The organism is Nonomuraea sp. NPDC000554 (assembly GCF_040300065.1).
Lineage (GTDB): Bacteria > Actinomycetota > Actinomycetes > Streptosporangiales > Streptosporangiaceae > Nonomuraea.
The window spans coordinates 116498-132387 of sequence record NZ_JBEPDC010000023.1; the positions used below are offsets into that span (position 1 = coordinate 116498).

Genomic DNA, 15890 nt, shown 5'->3' on the forward strand with positions numbered 1-15890 from the left:
CATGGCCGGCAACGATCAGCTGTCGTATCCGGAACTGTGTCAGCACATCACCGAGGTCTGGAGGGACATCCTCCACCTCGACCGGATCGAGCCCGACCAGGACTTCTTCGACCTGGGCGGCCACTCCCTGGGGGCGATGCGGGCCGCCGCGAGGCTCGCGGACGACCTCGGCTGCGATCTGTCCCTACGTGCGATCTTCGAACACCGGACGATCGAGGCCCTCGCGCTGGCGATCACGAACATCGGAGCGTCGACGTGAGCGTGTTCCGCGCGGTGTCGAGCTTCGCCGACTTCGGACGCGAGGTCGCCGAGTTCCAGGCGGCCTGGTCGGAGGGCCGCCGCGAAAGCGCCGTTCCGGTGTGGACCGGCGAACGCTCCGACCTGGTGACGGCGCTCGACCTCGCGTCGGGGCTCTATCCCGCGTTGCGGCAGCCCCCCAGGTGCGCGGCGGGGGCCGTCCTGGGGGACCTCCCGGAGGCGGTGCGCTCGTTCGCCCATCCGCTGGCCCGGCAGTGGACGGACGGCGAGCCGTCCGCGGGCGACGGCTCGCTGGTGATCCTCGGCTGCTACGCGGATCTGCGGATGGAGGTCCTCGGGCCGGTCCTGATCGACGCCTGCCGTCGTGGCCGGGACGTCTTCCTGCTTACGGGCCGCGACCCGCACTCGCTCACGTGGATGATCGCCAAACAGTACGGGGAGGTGGCCGCCGTGGGCGAGACCGGGCTGTTCACCGATCTGGACACGGAGCCGGTGTCCACCTCGGCGACCTACTACGACTCGCGGACCCTGGGCGGCGCGGATCTCGGCCGCATCGCGGCGGAGCGCGTCTGGAAACGCGTCATGGTCAGCGGGCACGGCACCGAGGACAGCATCAACCTGGGCGCGCACACGGTGTGCGGGCTGAGCCCGGTCGCCGGCCCCGCGCGGCCCGGTCCCACGTGCGCCTACGGACGGGGCTGTTACAAGCCGGAGGACAAGCTGGTCCCCGCGCATCGGGTTCGCGCCGCGGAACTCGTGCTCAGCGGCTGCGACAGCGGCGCCCTGGCGGACCTCGCCTCCTACAGTCCCCGCTACCAGCTGCTCCTCAACGCCGTCGACGGCCCTGCCCAGACGGTGGTGGCCGCGCTGTCCATGCACCAGTCGGCCCGGGTGGAGAACCTCATCTGGCTGGACTCCGCGGATCGGGGCGGGAGCACGGCTCGGCTGCTGAACGCGAGTCTCGGCACCATGCACCCTTACCCCACGTTCATCCAGGTGGGGCTGCCGAGTTCGGCCTACGGGGACATGGCGCCACCGGCCCCCGTGCTCGAGGATGAGGAGCCCGCGGGGCTCGTCAAGGACCTCGGCTCCCGGGCACGCGGCTTCCTCATGACCGGCATGCTGCCGGCCGCCCATCCCCTGCGGGAAGGGTTCGCGAAGGTGGCGGAGCAGGCTGAGACGACGGCCGTCCGTCCGGTCATGGGGCTGGCCGTGGAAAGGGCCGCGTTCCTGCGCTCGCTCCGGGACGAGGCCCGATCGCTTGACGAGGCGATCGCCGTACGCATCGCGCAACGCCCCGACGACGGGCTCGCCGAGTTCTCCCGCTTCTTCGGCGACCGGAGTTCGGTCTCCCTGCCGGACGCGACGACCACGCCGTGCGTCCTGTGCGGTCGGACGGCCTGGCAGTATCGGCGCCGCGGGTTCAGCGCGCGCGTCCCCGACACCACCGCGCACGTCTGCCTGAGCTGCGGTCCGGTCGGATACACGATGGACGGCGGGGTACGGCTCGACGCGAGCGCCGCCCCGACGGTCTTCGCCGGGGCGACGCTGCGCATCGAGGCCACGGTCGAGCCGCTGCGGCCGGGGCCGGTGCAGGTGGGCGTGATCGTCCCGTGGAGCCTTCGCGCCCGGATATCCCCGGCGACGCACGCGGTGCGGCTCGGCCGGCGGGAGCGCCGGAGCGTCCTGTTCGACGTGTGTCTCGACCCGTCGGCTCCGCCGCAGGAGCACCACTTCACCGTCTTCGGCGTGCAGGATCTCGCGATCTCCCTGTTGCGTTGCCCTTTCGCCGTCCTGCCGCCCGAGGAGGCCTAGGTGGACAGCACCCTCCATGCAGCGGTGGCTCGCCGGGCACGGGAGAGGCCGGACCATCCGGCGCTGGTCGAGCGGGGGGTGGCCGTCAGCTACCGCACCCTGGACGGGGCGGCCGACTTCTTCGCGTCGCTGCTCGCCGACCTCGGCATCGGTCCCGGGAGCATGGTCCCCGTCATCCTTCCCCGGTCCGCGCGTCTGGTCGTCGTCCAGCTCGCCCTGCTGAAGTGTGGGGCGGCCTATTCCGTGCTCGACCCGGGCTGGCCCGCCGAGCGGCTGGAGTCGCTCGCCGGACGCCTGCCGTCGCCGGTGGCCGTCGCGGATTCGCAGGCACACCCGTTCCCTGTCTGGACCCCGCCCCGGGAGTCACCGCGGGAGTCCGCTGACCGTGCGGTGGCCCCGCCCCGGCGCGACGCCGACGGTGCCACGGCGGCGATGGCCATCTTCACCTCGGGGACCACCGGCGTGCCCAAGGCGGTGGTCCTGCCGCACCGGGCGGCACTGCGGCTGTTCCGCGGAGACGGCCCGGCCTCGTTCGGCCCCGGCCACGTCATGCCGCAGGTGTCGAACGCGGCGTGGGACATGTACGCCCTGGAGGTCTGGGGAACCCTGGTCGCGGGGGGAACCTGCCTCCTCCCGGGCGACCAGAGCTTCCTCCCGGAGACCCTGCGCGCCGCCGTCGCCGAGCACGGCGCGAACGCGGCGCACCTGCCGACCGCCCTGTTCAACCTGTTCGTCGACGTGGACCCCGGCTGCTTCGCCGGACTGCGGAGGGTCCTGGTCAGCGGCGAGGCGATGTCGGGCGCCCACGCGGCCAGGTTCATCCGGGCCCATCCGGCGATCCCGCTGGTGAACTGCTACGGCCCGGTCGAATGCTGCATGTTCGTCTCCTCCCACCAGGTCTCCGCGCGGGACTGCGACGCCTCCGACGGCGTTCCTCTGGGCACCGCAGCGCCGGGCACCCGGATCTTCGTGATGGCCGACGACGAGGTGTGCCTCTCCGGGAAGGAGGGCGAGATCTGCGTGGCCGGTGACGGCCTGGCCCTGGGTTACCTGGGACAGGACGAGCTGACCGCGGAGCGGTTCCGCACCGTGCCCATCGAAGGCGTGCCGACCCGGGTCTACCGCACGGGTGACCAGGGGCGGGTGGACGGCGACGGCGACCTGCGCTACCTGGGCCGCCGGGACCGCCAGGTGAAGCTCCGCGGCTTCCGGGTCGAGCCCGCCGAGGTGGAGCACGCCGCTCGTTCGCTGCCAGGCGTTCTCAACTGCGCCGTCGTGCCGATCCGCGAACCGGACGGCAGCTACCAGTCCATGGTGCTGGCCTACACGGCCGGCTCGAAGGGCGTGTCGAAGGGCGTGTCGAATGGGAGGGCCGGTTCTGCGGACCCGCTCGCGGTGCGGCCGGCTCTGGCGAAGGTGCTCCCCGAGTATCTGGTGCCCGCCCATGCGGTGGCCGTCGAGGCGCTGCCCCTGACGCCGAACGGAAAGGTGGACCGGGCCGCCCTGGAGGCCTGGGGAAGCACGCACTTCAGGAGGAACAACCATGACTGAGCGCCGTCCCCGCCTGCTGATCGTGGGTCTGGATCGGTATACCCTCGACGCCTGTGTCCGGCTGGGCGTGGCCGCCGTCGTCGTCTGCGGCGCGGCCGGCTGGGACGACGGGCTCATGACCATCCCGTCCGAGCTCTCCGTGCTCAGGGTCGACGATCAGAGCAGTGTCGAGGGCGTGTTGATGGGGCTGCGCCGGGCAGGGCTGGGCGCCGACGACTTCGACGCCGTGCACACCTCTGACGAGTACTCCATGGTCACGGCGGGCATCCTGGCTCGCCATCTCGGCCTGCCGTGCCTCGACCCGGAGGTGGCGGTGCGCTTTCGCGACAAGAGCCTGCAGAAGGCCGCGGTGCGCGACGCCGGCCTGCCCGCGGCACAGTGTGTGGTCGTGGAGGACGTCCTGTCCGTCTCCGGCATCGAGGAACTGCCCTTCGTCCCCGCCGTGCTCAAGCCCGTGGCCGGCGCCGCGACCGCCCTCACCTCGATGGTCGAGAGCATCGACGATCTGCGGGCCCAGAGCGAGGAGCACAGGCGGAAGAAGGTCAGCCAGCGCACCTTCGTGCTGGAGGAGTACGTCGCCGGCGACGAGTGGTTCGTGGACGGGGTCGTCCACGGCGGGGAACTGCTGTTCTGCGCCGTGGGCGCGTACGGGGATCCGTGCCTGACCGCCATCCGGAGCGGGAAGCCGCTCTGGCTGCGCCACTTCGACCCGGTCGAGGAGCGCTGGGTGTACGACAAGGCGCGGGGGTTCGTGGAAGCCGCGCTCGGAGCGCTCGGGCTTCGGGACGGGGCGTTCCACATGGAGCTCTTCCACGACCGGTCGTCCGGGGCGCTGACGTTCGGCGAATGCGCCGCCCGTCGCGGAGGCGGGCTGATCCACGAGCAGATACAGGCGAAGTTCGGGGTGAACATCGCCGAGTGCGCCGTCCAGATCGCGCTCGGGCTCCGTCCCGGGATCGAGGTGAAGCTCAGGCAGAAGGTCTTCGGGGGCACCTACCTGCCCGGGCGTCCCGGAACGCTGCTCGACTGCCCCACGCCGGCCGACCTCCTGGCTCTGCCGCACGTCGAGTTCGCCCGGATCGACCACCCGGTCGGCACGCACTTCGCGGCCGGCCCGGCCACCACCAGTCAGCGGGTCGGGCAGTTCATGGTCGTGGCGGACTCGACCGAGCAGCTCACCGAACGCTTCGAGGACGTCAGGCGCTGGTTCGACGAGCGCCTCTGGATGCTTCCCGACGAGCTGTCGACCAGAGACAGGCGGGACTTCCAACGGAACTGGCGGCCGGCCGCCGACTTCGGGGACACCCTGTGGCGGTGACGGCCGTCCTGCTACCGGACGGCAGGGGCCAGAGGGTCGTCGCGGCGACGTCCTTCGTGCACAGCTTCGGCACGGGACTGTTCGTCGCGGCCGGTGCGCTGTTCTTCACCCGGATCGTCGGCCTGCCCGCCTCACAGGTGGCCGCCGGACTGTTCGCGGCGGCGATGACGGGGCTGGTCGCGGGCGTGTACGTCGGCCGCATGGCGGACCGGTGGGGGCCGAAGCGCGTCCAGATCGGGGTGGCGCTCTGCGGAACGGTGGTGAACACCGGTCTGCTTCTGGTCGACACGTTCTGGACCTACCTGCTGGTTTCCCTGCTGTCCGGCGCGGTGATCGCGGCGAGCTGGTCGACGCTGGCCCCGCTCGTGCGCGGCTTCGGCGGGCCGACGCCGGCCGTCTTCCGCGGCTATCTGCGGTCGGTGGGCAATCTCGCGATAGCGCTCGGCACGGTGGCGGCGGGCTTCGCCATCCAGGCGGACACCAGGGCGGCGTTCCTCACCGTCATGATCTGCCGATCGCTGACCTACCTCGTCTCCGGTCTGATCCTCCTGTGGCTACCGCCTCTCACCCTCGAAGGCGCTCCCGAAGGTGCGGGCGGCGCCGATCGCGGCTGGGCGGCTCTGCGTGACCGCACCTATCTGACCCTGACCGGGATCAACGCGGTGATGTCGCTGCACTTCACCATCCCGACGTTCCTGCTGCCGCTGTGGATCGTGGAGCACACGTCCGCTCCCCGGTGGACGATCTCCGCGGCACTCGTCCTCAACACGATCATGGTGGTCGTCCTCCAGGTGCACATCAGCAGGAACGTCGCCGACGTGCCGTCCGCGGGACGCGCGATGCGCTGGGCCGGGGCCGCCCTGTGGGTGGGCATGCTCCTGATGGCGCTGGCCGAGGGGGTCCCGCCCTGGTTCGGCGCTCTCCTGCTGGCGGCGGGAGTGATCGCCTACACGCTGGGAGAGATCTGGCACAGCGCCGCCTCGGCCGAGTACTCCTTCGGCCTCGCCCCGCCCCATGCCCAGGGCCAGTACGCGGGGGTCTTCGGCCTGGGGCACGGGCTGGGCGAAGGGGTGTCACCGGCGGTCATGAGCGCCCTTCCGCTGGCCCTTGGACTTCCCGGCTGGCTCGTGCTCGCCACGCTGCTCCTCGTCGCCGGTCTGGCCTGCCACCCCCTCCTGACCCGTGTCTCCCGGACGGCAACCCGCCCCGCTGGATGACCGGCTGTCGGAAGACCCCGGCCCGGGCCGCGTGGGCTGGGGAGTCTGGCCAGGTCCAGGGCGGTCGGGCTCCGCTACGGGCGTCTGAGGTTGCTGGTCCAGGCGTCGATCTTGGCCTGCCACTGCGCCGGGTCCTCCGGGCGGCCGGGGACCCCGGGTCTCGTCTGCCACGGGAGGGGGCCCGACTCGTGGCGGTACTCCACGCCGATCGCGTCCAGGCGGGGCAGGTGCGCCGCCAGGCGGGTGCGGAAGTCCGTCAGGTCGCGCTCCGCCGGGCTCCACACGGTCTCGGCGAAGGCCGCCACGCGGGGGAAGGCCATGTAGTCGACGCGGCGGTTGGAGTCGATCAGCTCGGTCCAGATGCCGCACTGCGAGCCGAGCACCCGCGACGCGGCGGGGCTGTCACGCAGCGCGGACGGGACGGGGTCGAAGGCGTAGACGTCCTCCAGGGTGAGGACCGTCCCGAAGGGGATCGGCTCGTCCTCCCCCGCCCCCTGCCGGTAGTCGAAGTACACGGACGTGTTCGGGCAGGTGATCACGTCGTGCCCGGATCCGGCCGCCGTCACCGCCCCGAGGTCGCCCCGCCAGGACGCCACGACGGCCCCCGGGGCGAGCCCGCCTTCGAGGATCTCGTCCCAGCCGACGAGCCTGCGTCCCCGGGCCGTCAGGTACTCGTCGAACTGGCCGATGAACCAGCTCTGCAGTTCCTCCTCGTCACGCAGGCCCAGCTCGCCGATGCGGCGCTGCGCGGCAGGGCTGGCCCGCCACTGGTCCTTGCGGCACTCGTCGCCGCCGACGCACACGTACGGGCTGGGGAACAGCTCCAGCACCTCGTCGAGGACGTCCTGGAAGAACGTGATCGTCGCGTCCTCCACGTTGAGCACGTTCTCCCCTATCCCCCACGTGGTGCCGACCTCCAGGGGGGTGTCGAGGTTGCCCAGCTCGGGGTAGGCGGCGATGGCGGCCTGGGTGTGGCCGGGCAGGTCGATCTCGGGGACGACGGTGACGTGCCGGCGCGCGGCGTACGCGACGATCTCGCGCAGGTCGTCCTGGGTGTAGTAGCCGCCGTGCGGGCGGCCGTCCATGGCGCCGTTCCAGCCGGTCTGGCTCTCCTTGCGCCACGAGCCGACCTCGGTGAGCCTCGGGTAGCGCTTGATCTCGACGCGCCAGCCCTGGTCGTCGGTGAGGTGCAGGTGGAGGACGTTGAGCTTGTGCAGGGCCATCAGGTCGATGAACCGCAGCAGATCATGCTTTGTCATGAAATGCCGGGCGACGTCCAGGATGCAGCCGCGCCAGCCGAACCTCGGCTCGTCCTCGATCTGGACGGCGGGCAGCGCGAGCGGCCCGCCCGTCCCCGCCTTCCTGAAGGCGGAGGCGGGCAGTAGCTGCCTGAGCGTCTGCGCTCCGTAGAACACCCCCGCCGGGCCGCCGGCGTCGATCTGCACGCCGTCCTCGGCGACCGTCAGCCGGTACGCCTCGGGCGGCAGGTCGTCCAGGCCCAGCGTGATCGTCCCCGGGCCCGGCCTGCCCGGCAGCAGCTCACCCCCGGTGACGGGGCTGAGCTCACCGCGCAACCACGCGGCCACCTCGGCGAGCGCCGGGTCCGCGGCGAGCGCGGTGTCCCGGTCGAGGACGAACCGCCCTGGCCGGCTGCGGTAGTGGACGGGCTTGGGAACGATCATTACCGGGATCCTCCTAGTGACAGGTGATGACGGCGTCGGCGAAGTCGGCGTGGTCGGACGTGGCGTTGTCGCCGCCGTTGGTCGCGACCAGCCGCACGTAGCGGGCGCCCTCGACGGACGCGGTGACCTTCCTGGCCGGTTGGGCGCCGGTGACCAGGCCGGAGTGTGCGACCCTGCCGCCGTCGGCCCACACCTCGAGGTCCACCGACCCGGCCTGGCCCACCTCGTCGTCGACGCCGGCCTGGAACTCCACGGTCGAGCAGCGCCCGGCGGTGTAGTACTCGATGTCGGCCGGGGCGTGCGCGCCGAGGCCCTTGGCGTACCTGACGCCCTCGATGGTGAGGGGGCGCCCGTCGCCGGCGGCCCTGTCGCCGTTGCTGGTGTCCTTCTCGACGGGGCCGAAGTAGTTCTTGACGCTGGTCCAGGTCAGGTCGCTCAGGTAGGACGTGCCGGGCCCGGGCGCCTGGGCGACGGTGACCACGGCGGCCCCGCCGACCTTGCCCCCGCCGAAGGTGACGGTCGCCGACAGGTCGTGGTTCCTCCGTTCGGCGGAGGCGGGCGGGGTGACCGCCCACGTCACCGTGAACGTCGCGCCGCCGTCCAGCGTCGCGGCCTTCCTGGACGTCCGCGCGGTCGCCTGCCACCCGTCCGGGACGGCCAGCGTCACCTCCAGGTCGCGCAGCCGCCCGGTCGCCCCGGTGTTCGTGACCCGGGTGACGACCTCGCCCTCCTTGCCCGGTTCCAGCACGGACGGCCGGTCGTCGCCGAGGAACCTGGCCGGGTCCACCTCGAACGTGACCAGCGGCGGCGCCTGATCCCGGCTCTCGGAGACGCGGTAGAGCACGGCCCCGTGCGCGGGCACCTGGGCCGACAGCGCGCCCTTGGTGGAGGTGACCGCGCCGGTCCACAGCTCCTCGACCCGGTAGCGGGAGCCGCCGAGCGTGGTGGAGATCGTCGCCGCCCTGTCGCTCTCGTTGAACAGCGCGATCGCCCGGTCGCCGTTGCTCAGCGGCTTCGACAGCACGTGGTACCAGCCGTCGCTCTTCACCAGCCGGCCCTGCGTCCCGAGCCCGTCCTGGTCGACGGCGATCACCTTCGGAATGGCCACGACCGCGGCGGGCGCCTTGGCCGGGTCCGCCTGAAGGATCAGCGGGGCCGCGCCGATCGCCCAGAGCGTGAACTGGGTGCGGTACTCGGCCTCGGTCATGCCGCCGCCGCCGGCCTGGATCAGGTCGGGGTCGGCCCAGCTGCCCGGCCCGGCGTACTCGGCGCGGAGCTGGTTGAACTCCCAGACGTCGACCATGGTCGGGTAGTTGTCGGGGAGGGGCTTGTTGTAGACGTTGGTCCGCCAGGTGGTGGCCCCCGCGTCCTTGCCCCACAGCCAGGGCACGGTGCTGCCGTCCTCGTTGTTCATCGCGAACGCCACCGAGCCGCCGAGGGCCTGGCGCATGCGCGGGAACAGGGTCTGCGCGATCTGCTGGACGTTCTGCCCGGGGAAGTCGGCGGTGGGGACGTTGCACCAGTCGTACTTGACGTAGTCGACGCCCCAGCCCTTGACCTGTTCGGCGTCGGCGGCCTCGCTCTTGTAGGAGCCGGGGCCGCCGCCCGAGCACGCCTTGGTGCCCGCCGAGAGGCTGAGCCCGAGCTTGAGCCCCTTGGCGTGGACGTAGTCGGCGAGCGCCTGGACGCCGCCGGGGAAGCGGGTGGCGTCGGCGGCGAGCCTGCCGTCGGCTCGCTGGGCCGCCTGCCAGCAGCCGTCCAGGATGACGTAGCGGTAGCCGAGCGGGGCGAGGGCCGCCAGCGCGTCGGCCGCCTGCCGCACCGACGCCTCGGAGACGGAGCAGCCGAGCGCGCGGCTGCTCCAGCCCATCGGCGGGCCGGCCGGCGCGGCCTGCGCCGGCTCGGCCCGGGCGGGTAACGGCACGACGAGCATGGCGAGGAGGGCCGCCGCGAGGGCGGCCTGGGGTGTGCGCATGGGGGGTCCCGTCAGGCTGGGTTGAGGCTGGGGCGGCCCGGTTCGATCACGAACGAGCCGGAGGTGTAGGCGGGGGCGTACGGCTCGGTGACGCGCGCCAGGGAGCGGAAGTCGACCTTCATCTCGCGGTCGCTGATCCGGCTCCGGACGTAGCCGCGGCGGCCGTTGAAGAACTTCACGTGCGGGTTCTCGTTCAGCAGGACCTGCGTGTTGGGGTACTCGTCCATGCCGTTGCCCGCGCTGGTGACCGAGGTGGTGACCAGCTCGACGGCGACGGACTTCGACTCCGGGTCCTGGTGGTCGCGCTTGACCTCGCCCGCCCAGTGCGAGTGGACGTCGCCGGTGAGGACGACGGCGTTGCGCCGGTAGTCGTCGACGGCGGCGGTCAGGCGGTTGCGGGAGGCGACGTAGCCGTCCCAGCCCTCGTTGGAGTAGCCCTTGCCCTCGCCATTGGTCCAGTCCATCTCCATGAAGAAGACCTGCTGGCCGAGCAGGTCCCAGGTGGCCTTGGAGTTCTTCAGCTCGCCGTCGAGCCAGGCCTCCTGGTCCTTGCCGAGAATGGTCCTGTTCGGGGCCAGCCGCTCCTGGCAGTCGGGGCCGATGGTGCCGCTCTTGCCGGTGCAGGCGTACAGGTCGCGGTACTGGCGGGTGTCGAGCAGGTGCAGGTTGGCGACGGCGCCCCAGCGCAGGCTCCGGTACAGCTTCAGCGCGGCGCCGTCGGGCCGCTGCGCGCGGCGCAGCGGCATGTTCTCGTAGTACGCCTGGAACGCGTCGGCCCTGCGCTTGAGGAACGGCGGGTCGGGCTGCTCGGGGACGTCGCCCGCCCAGGCGTTCTCGATGTCGTGGTCGTCCCAGACCACCACCCAGGGGGCGATGGCGTGGGCGAGCTGCAGTTCGGGGTCGGCCTTGTGCTGGGCGTGCCGGAGGCGGTAGCCGGCCAGGTCGAAGCACTCCCCTCCGGCCTGGTCGCGTACCGGGTACTTGTAGTCGCCGTACTCGTAGATGTAGTCACCGAGGAAGGCGATCAGGTCGGGGTGGTCCTCGGCCATCCGGCGGTACGGGGTGAACCAGCCGGTCTGGTAGTCGGCGCAGGACGTGAACGACAGGTTGAGGTCGCGCCCCCGGGTGCCGGCGGCGGGGGCGGTGAGGGTGCGGCCCACCGGGGAGAGCTCGTTGTCGGCCTTGAACCGGTAGAAGTACTCGGCGCCTGGCTGGAGGCCCTCCAGCTCGACGTGGACGCTGTGCGCCGCCTCCGGCCGGGCCACCTCCACGCCGTGCTGCACGACCTGGCGGAAGTTCTCGTCCTTGGCCACCTGCCACTGGACTGGGACGGGGCGCTGCGGCATGCCGCCCAGCCCGTCCAGGGCGATCGGGTCGGTGGCGAGCCTGGTCCACAGGACCACGCCGTCGGGGGTGGGCTCGCCGGAGGCGACGCCGAGCTGGAAGGGGTCGGACAGGGGCGCACGGCGGGCCGCCGCGCGCACGGGTGAGGCACCCAGTGCGGCGGCCAGGCCCACGCTCGCGCCCCCGGCGATCAGCGAACGCCGGGTGATCATGGAGTTCCTCACTTGACGGTCGCGTTGCCCTCGGTGACGGCCTGGTCGGCGGCCTGCTTGGGCGCGAGCTTGCCGAGGTACATCTCGTTGAAGATGTCGTTGAGCTTGGTCTCGAAGCCGGTGAAGCCGGTCGTGACCGGCAGCGCGAAGGTGGTGCCCTGCGACTCCTCGACGAACGGGGAGACGTCGAGCTTCTTGGCCTTCCAGAAGTCGACGTAGCCCTGGCTGAGGCCGTTGAGCGCGGGGAAGACGTAGCCGGCGTCGGCCATCATCTTCTGCGGCTCCTGGCTGCCGAGGTAGGCGGCGAGCTTCATCGCCTCCTCGGGGTGCTTGCTCTTGGCGTAGACGGCCTCGGCCAGGCCGTTGAGGTTGACGGAGCGACCGGCCGGGCCTTCCGGCATGGAGGCGACGCCTATCTCGAAACCTGCCTCGGGGGCGACGAACGGCAGCAGCGCGTTGTTGGCGGGGAACATCGCCACCTCGCCCGCCTTGAACATGTCGGTGATCTTGCCGGTGGGCGGGTTGGTCTGGGTGGCGGGCGGCGAGACGTGGTACTTGTTCACCAGGTCCACGCCGAACTGCAGGGCCTGCACCGACGCGTCGTCGTTGAAGGTGTACGTGCCGAACGGCTTGTCGAGCAGCTTGCCGCCGTTGGAGCTGACCCAGTTCATCCACTGCGTCTGGTAGTGGTTCCAGGACGCGAAGCCGTACGTCTTCACCTTGGCGGGGTCGAAGCCGGGCTCGTCGGGGTGCTTGCCGGCCTCGTCCACGGTGAGCTTGCGGGCCGTGTCGAGCAGGGTGCCGGTGCCGTCGGGCTTCCAGGTGAGCTTGTCCGGCATCTCCACGCCGGCCTTCTTGAACAGGTCCTTGTTGTAGAGCAGGCCGACGATGCCCCAGTCCTTCGGGACGCCGTACGGCTTGCCCTGGTAGGTGAAGGTGTCGACGACCGTCTTGTGGTACTTGGAGAGGTCGAGTTTGGCCGGGGTGAGGTCGGCCAGCACGCCCTTGGTGACGTACTCGGGGAACTGGATCGGCGACATCCAGAACACGTCGGGCCCGGTGCCCGCGACGGCGTCGGCGGTCAGCTTGGTCCAGTACTGGTCGTACGGCAGCAGCTCGATCTTGACGTCGATGCCCGGGTTGGCCTTCTCGAAGGCCGCCATGACCTTCTCGTAGCCGACCTTCTGCTGGTCGTCCCAGAGCCGGTAGGTCAGCGTGACCTTGCCGGAGCCGGAGTCGGAGCCGCCGCCTGAGCCGCAGCCGGTGAGGACGAGGGTGGCGACGCCCAGCAGGGCCACGGCTCGGCGGATGTCGTGCGTTCGGGGGGATTTCATGTGTCTCCTACTTGAGACCGGTGAGGACCACCGACCTGACGATGTACTTCTGGAAGAAGACGAAGATCGCAACCATCGGCGCGAGGGCGATCAGCCCGCCGGCCATCATGAGGTTGTAGTCGACGCCGATGCCGACCTTGAGCGTGGCGAGGGCCACCGTGATCACCTTGGTCTCGTCGCCGCTCGTGATGATCAGCGGCCACAGGAAGCTGTTCCAGGACGAGATGACGGTGATGATGGTCAGCGTGCCGATGGCCGGACGGCACAGCGGCAGCAGGATCCGCACGAGGATCGTCAGCGGGCCTGCTCCGTCGATCCGCGCCGCCTCCTCCAACCCGGCGGGCAGGCCCTTGAAGAACTGCCGCATCAGGAAGATCCCGTACGGGGTGCCGAGCACGTACGGCGCGAGCAGGCCGTACCAGGTGTTGACCACGTTCAGCTCGCGCATGATGAGGAACAGCGGGATCACCGTGACCGCGGTCGGCACCATCATGGTCGCGACGTACAGCCAGAACAGGACGTCCCTGCCCCTGAAGCGCAGCCTGGCGAAGGCGTAGGCGGCGAACGTGGTGAACACCAGCTGGCCGAGCGTGAGCAGCGCGGTCATGACGACGGCGTTGAGGATGTACAGGGGGAAGTCGCCGCCGAGGATCTTGGTCAGGTTGGCGGTGGTGGGCGGGATGCCCGGCAGCCACGGCTGGGTGCTGTTGAGCTGGCGCTGGGTCTTGAACGCCGTCAGCACCACCAGCAGGTACGGGAAGACGGAGATGAGGGCGCCGACAGCGAGCGTGGCGTAGAGCGCGATTCGCTTGGTCATGGGGTCTCTCAGCTCAGGTCGTAGGTGGTGCGCTTGCCGAAGAACCTGACCTGCACCAGCGTCACCGTCAGGATGATCACGAAGAGCAGCACCGACAGCGTCGAGGCGTAGCCGAAGTCGAACTGCTTGAACGCGGTGTTGAAGATCCGGAAGTTGAGCACTTCGGTGCTGCCGCTCGGGCCGCCGTTCGTCATCACGAACACCGTGTCGAAGATCTGGAACGCCCCGATCAGGTTCGTCACCATGACGAAGAACATCGTGGGGTTGAGCAGCGGCAGCGTCAGCTTCCAGAACCGCTGGGCCGGGGTGGCGCCGTCGGTCGAGGCCGCGTCGTACAGCTCCTTCGGGATGCCCTGCAGCCCGGCCAGGAAGAACAGCATGTTGTAGCCGGTGTGCTGCCAGACGGTCACCAGCGCCACGGCGGGCAGCGCCCACGTGGAGTCGGACAGCCAGTCGGGCCCCGTGATGCCGACCAGGGCCAGCGCGCTGTTGATCGCGCCGTCACGCGGGTCGAAGATCCAGTTCCAGATCAGGCCGAGCACGATCGGCGTCGCCATCCAGGGCACGACGAACAGCGAGCGGTAGAACCTGATGCCCTTGATCCGCTGGTTCAGCAGCATCGCGAGCGTCAGGGCCAGGACCGTCTGCAAGGGGACGCACAGGAGCACGTAGCCGACGGTCACCCAGAGCGAGTGCCACGTCTGGCCGTCGCCGGCGAGGCGGCGGTAGTTCTCCAGGCCGACGAAGGTCGGCGCCGACAGCAGCTCCCAGCGGAAGAAGCTGAGCACGAAGACGATGACGACGGGGAGCAGCAGGAACGCCACCACTCCGAGCAGGCTGGGGCCGATGAACAGGTAGGCGTACCAGTCACCGAACCTGCGCGTCCTGGTCCGCTTCGGCGCACTCTCCGCCTGCGCCAGCGGCTCGCGCGTCGCGAGGCCGCCCGTCATGACGGGTCCGTCCTGGTGGGGACCATGAGGCGTCTGGTCGTCTCCAGGCCCCAGGCGTCGAGCGCGGCGATCGGGTCGCTGGAGCCGCGCAGGCCGCCGGTCGCGTCGATGTGCGCGGCCCACTCCTCGCGGGCCTCCACCTCGGGCCGGACGATGATGCAGTCGGGGTCGTTCACCCACCACCTGGCGTGCAGGAACTCGCGGGCCGCGCCGGTGAGCCTGGCGCCGAGCTGGGACGGCTGGCTGATGTCGCCCGACTTGGGGTGGAGCGTGGGGGCGATGTCGGGGCTGACCCGCATGACGTCCACCAGGCCGAGGCTGGGCAGCATCGGGGCGCCGCAGCCGTGCAGGGTGGCCTCGGGTCCGGCGCCCTGGCGGATGAGCTCCAGCCCGCGCCGGTAGGCGGCGATCGGGTCGAGGTCCTCGTGCCGGGCGCCGGCCAGCGCTCCCGCGTAGACGAAGTCGAGCTTGAAGTGCGTGATGCCGAGCGCGGCGAGCGTGGCGAACACGTTCACCAGGTGAGCGGCGGCGTCGGGGTGGGTGACGTCCAGGACGGCCAGGTCCTGGTCCCACAGGTGGCCCGCGTCGGCCCCGCCGACCAGCCAGTCGGGATGCTCGCGGAACAGGCGGCTGCGGTGCCCGACGAGGAAGGGCGCGGTCCAGATCCCGGCCCGCCTGCCCGCCTCGGTGACGGCGCCGACGGCCCGTTCCAGCGACCCGAACTCGGGCCTCCAGTCCAGCCAGTCGCCGATCTCGCTCTCGTAGCCGTCGTCGATGAGGAACATGTCAGCCCCGAGCCGGTGCCGCTCCGACAGCTCCAGGTTCTCCAGGACGTCCGCGTCGGTGACCTTGCCCCAGTAGCCGTACCAGGTGCACCACATGGGCGGGACGGCCGGGAAGCGCTCCGGCGCCCATCCCTCGGCCATCGTGTCGGCCCACCCGCGTAATGCCTGGTCGAGCCCGCCCTCGGCCTGCCAGTGCCGGACGTCCCCGTTGGCGGACACCACCAGGCGTCCGCCCTCCTCGCGCGCCCGGATCGAGGGCACCTCCAGCGGGCTCGGCGCCGACCAGACCTCGACGGGCGCGCCGTCGCCGGGGTCGATCGCGAGCAACCCCTCCCCCTGGAAGACGCCGTCGGGGACGGTGGTCTCGGGGCGGTAGGCCAGCGTCTGGATGTTCGTGTCCGCCGGCCTCGGCGGGACGTCGCCGAGCCGGTAGGCGCCGGTGGGGCTCCACGACTGCCAGCCGTGCTCGAACACCCGGGCACCGTCAGGGCGGTACCGGGTCTCGCCGATGTCTGCGAACGACATCCGTTCCTCTTCTCGATCACTTACGAAGGAGCACTTCATTATTAGCACTGGCGATTTCGGAGGGTCAATGGGCAATTTCCGGACATCACCTGGCCACGAGCGGTGAC

Annotated in this window: 12 protein-coding genes; 5 read left to right on the forward strand and 7 right to left on the reverse strand. The window is 70.9% G+C overall.

The genetic code is table 11. The annotated features are described in order from the left end of the window. Window position 1 precedes the first annotated feature (1 nt). Genes ABT294_RS35640 through ABT294_RS35660 form a run of 5 tightly spaced genes read left to right on the forward strand, consistent with a single transcriptional unit; the run spans window position 2 to window position 6159 of the window. Complete coding sequence (locus ABT294_RS35640; protein ID WP_350810730.1) at window positions 2-259, forward strand: phosphopantetheine-binding protein; 258 nt, start codon at window positions 2-4, stop codon at window positions 257-259. After that, window positions 256-2073 carry a hypothetical protein gene (locus tag ABT294_RS35645; protein ID WP_350810731.1) on the forward strand — a complete coding sequence of 606 codons (1818 nt, stop codon included), beginning with the start codon at window positions 256-258 and terminating at the stop codon, window positions 2071-2073. The genes ABT294_RS35640 and ABT294_RS35645 overlap by 4 nt, the downstream gene beginning before the upstream one ends. Next, a complete protein-coding gene (locus ABT294_RS35650) occupies window positions 2074-3624 on the forward strand; it encodes an amino acid adenylation domain-containing protein (RefSeq protein WP_350810732.1) in 1551 nt (516 codons plus the stop codon). Continuing rightward, window positions 3617-4942: a hypothetical protein gene (locus ABT294_RS35655; RefSeq protein ID WP_350810733.1), complete on the forward strand. Its 1326-nt coding sequence runs from the start codon at window positions 3617-3619 to the stop codon at window positions 4940-4942. The genes ABT294_RS35650 and ABT294_RS35655 overlap by 8 nt, the downstream gene beginning before the upstream one ends. Next, window positions 4939-6159: an MFS transporter gene (locus tag ABT294_RS35660; RefSeq protein WP_350810734.1), complete on the forward strand. Its 1221-nt coding sequence runs from the start codon at window positions 4939-4941 to the stop codon at window positions 6157-6159. Before ABT294_RS35655 ends, ABT294_RS35660 begins: the two co-directional genes overlap by 4 nt. A gap of 74 nt (window positions 6160-6233) precedes the next feature. On the opposite strand, the gene ABT294_RS35665 is transcribed toward ABT294_RS35660, so the two are convergent. From ABT294_RS35665 to ABT294_RS35695, 7 genes are read right to left on the reverse strand one after another with little or no spacing between them, the layout of a single operon-like run. Then, window positions 6234-7841, reverse strand: a complete 1608-nt coding sequence (locus ABT294_RS35665) for a beta-N-acetylhexosaminidase (protein ID WP_350810735.1) — start codon at window positions 7839-7841, stop codon at window positions 6234-6236. Between the two features lie 13 nt (window positions 7842-7854). After that, window positions 7855-9816 (reverse strand): NPCBM/NEW2 domain-containing protein, encoded by a 1962-nt coding sequence (locus tag ABT294_RS35670; protein ID WP_350810736.1) that lies wholly within the window; start codon window positions 9814-9816, stop codon window positions 7855-7857. A gap of 11 nt (window positions 9817-9827) precedes the next feature. Beyond that, window positions 9828-11372, reverse strand: coding sequence for an alkaline phosphatase D family protein (locus ABT294_RS35675; protein ID WP_350810738.1), 1545 nt, complete (start codon window positions 11370-11372; stop codon window positions 9828-9830). A gap of 8 nt (window positions 11373-11380) precedes the next feature. Then, window positions 11381-12706 carry an ABC transporter substrate-binding protein gene (locus ABT294_RS35680; RefSeq protein ID WP_350810739.1) on the reverse strand — a complete coding sequence of 442 codons (1326 nt, stop codon included), beginning with the start codon at window positions 12704-12706 and terminating at the stop codon, window positions 11381-11383. A 7-nt stretch (window positions 12707-12713) separates the two neighbouring features. Then, on the reverse strand, window positions 12714-13523 hold the full coding sequence (locus tag ABT294_RS35685; RefSeq protein ID WP_350810740.1) for a carbohydrate ABC transporter permease: 810 nt from the start codon (window positions 13521-13523) through the stop codon (window positions 12714-12716). A gap of 8 nt (window positions 13524-13531) precedes the next feature. Continuing rightward, window positions 13532-14473, reverse strand: coding sequence for a carbohydrate ABC transporter permease (locus ABT294_RS35690; RefSeq protein WP_350810741.1), 942 nt, complete (start codon window positions 14471-14473; stop codon window positions 13532-13534). Further along, window positions 14470-15783 (reverse strand): glycoside hydrolase family 36 protein, encoded by a 1314-nt coding sequence (locus ABT294_RS35695; RefSeq protein ID WP_350810742.1) that lies wholly within the window; start codon window positions 15781-15783, stop codon window positions 14470-14472. The genes ABT294_RS35690 and ABT294_RS35695 overlap by 4 nt, the downstream gene beginning before the upstream one ends. Window positions 15784-15890 lie beyond the last annotated feature (107 nt).

Coding starts and splice junctions, on each gene's coding strand:
- ABT294_RS35640 (WP_350810730.1), top strand. CDS start 2: ATGGCCGGCAACGATCAGCTGTCGTATCCGGAACTGTGTCAGCACATC.
- ABT294_RS35655 (WP_350810733.1), top strand. CDS start 3,617: ATGACTGAGCGCCGTCCCCGCCTGCTGATCGTGGGTCTGGATCGGTAT.
- ABT294_RS35665 (WP_350810735.1), bottom strand. CDS start 7,841: ATGATCGTTCCCAAGCCCGTCCACTACCGCAGCCGGCCAGGGCGGTTC.
- ABT294_RS35670 (WP_350810736.1), bottom strand. CDS start 9,816: ATGCGCACACCCCAGGCCGCCCTCGCGGCGGCCCTCCTCGCCATGCTC.
- ABT294_RS35675 (WP_350810738.1), bottom strand. CDS start 11,372: ATGATCACCCGGCGTTCGCTGATCGCCGGGGGCGCGAGCGTGGGCCTG.
- ABT294_RS35680 (WP_350810739.1), bottom strand. CDS start 12,706: ATGAAATCCCCCCGAACGCACGACATCCGCCGAGCCGTGGCCCTGCTG.
- ABT294_RS35685 (WP_350810740.1), bottom strand. CDS start 13,523: ATGACCAAGCGAATCGCGCTCTACGCCACGCTCGCTGTCGGCGCCCTC.
- ABT294_RS35690 (WP_350810741.1), bottom strand. CDS start 14,473: ATGACGGGCGGCCTCGCGACGCGCGAGCCGCTGGCGCAGGCGGAGAGT.
- ABT294_RS35695 (WP_350810742.1), bottom strand. CDS start 15,783: ATGTCGTTCGCAGACATCGGCGAGACCCGGTACCGCCCTGACGGTGCC.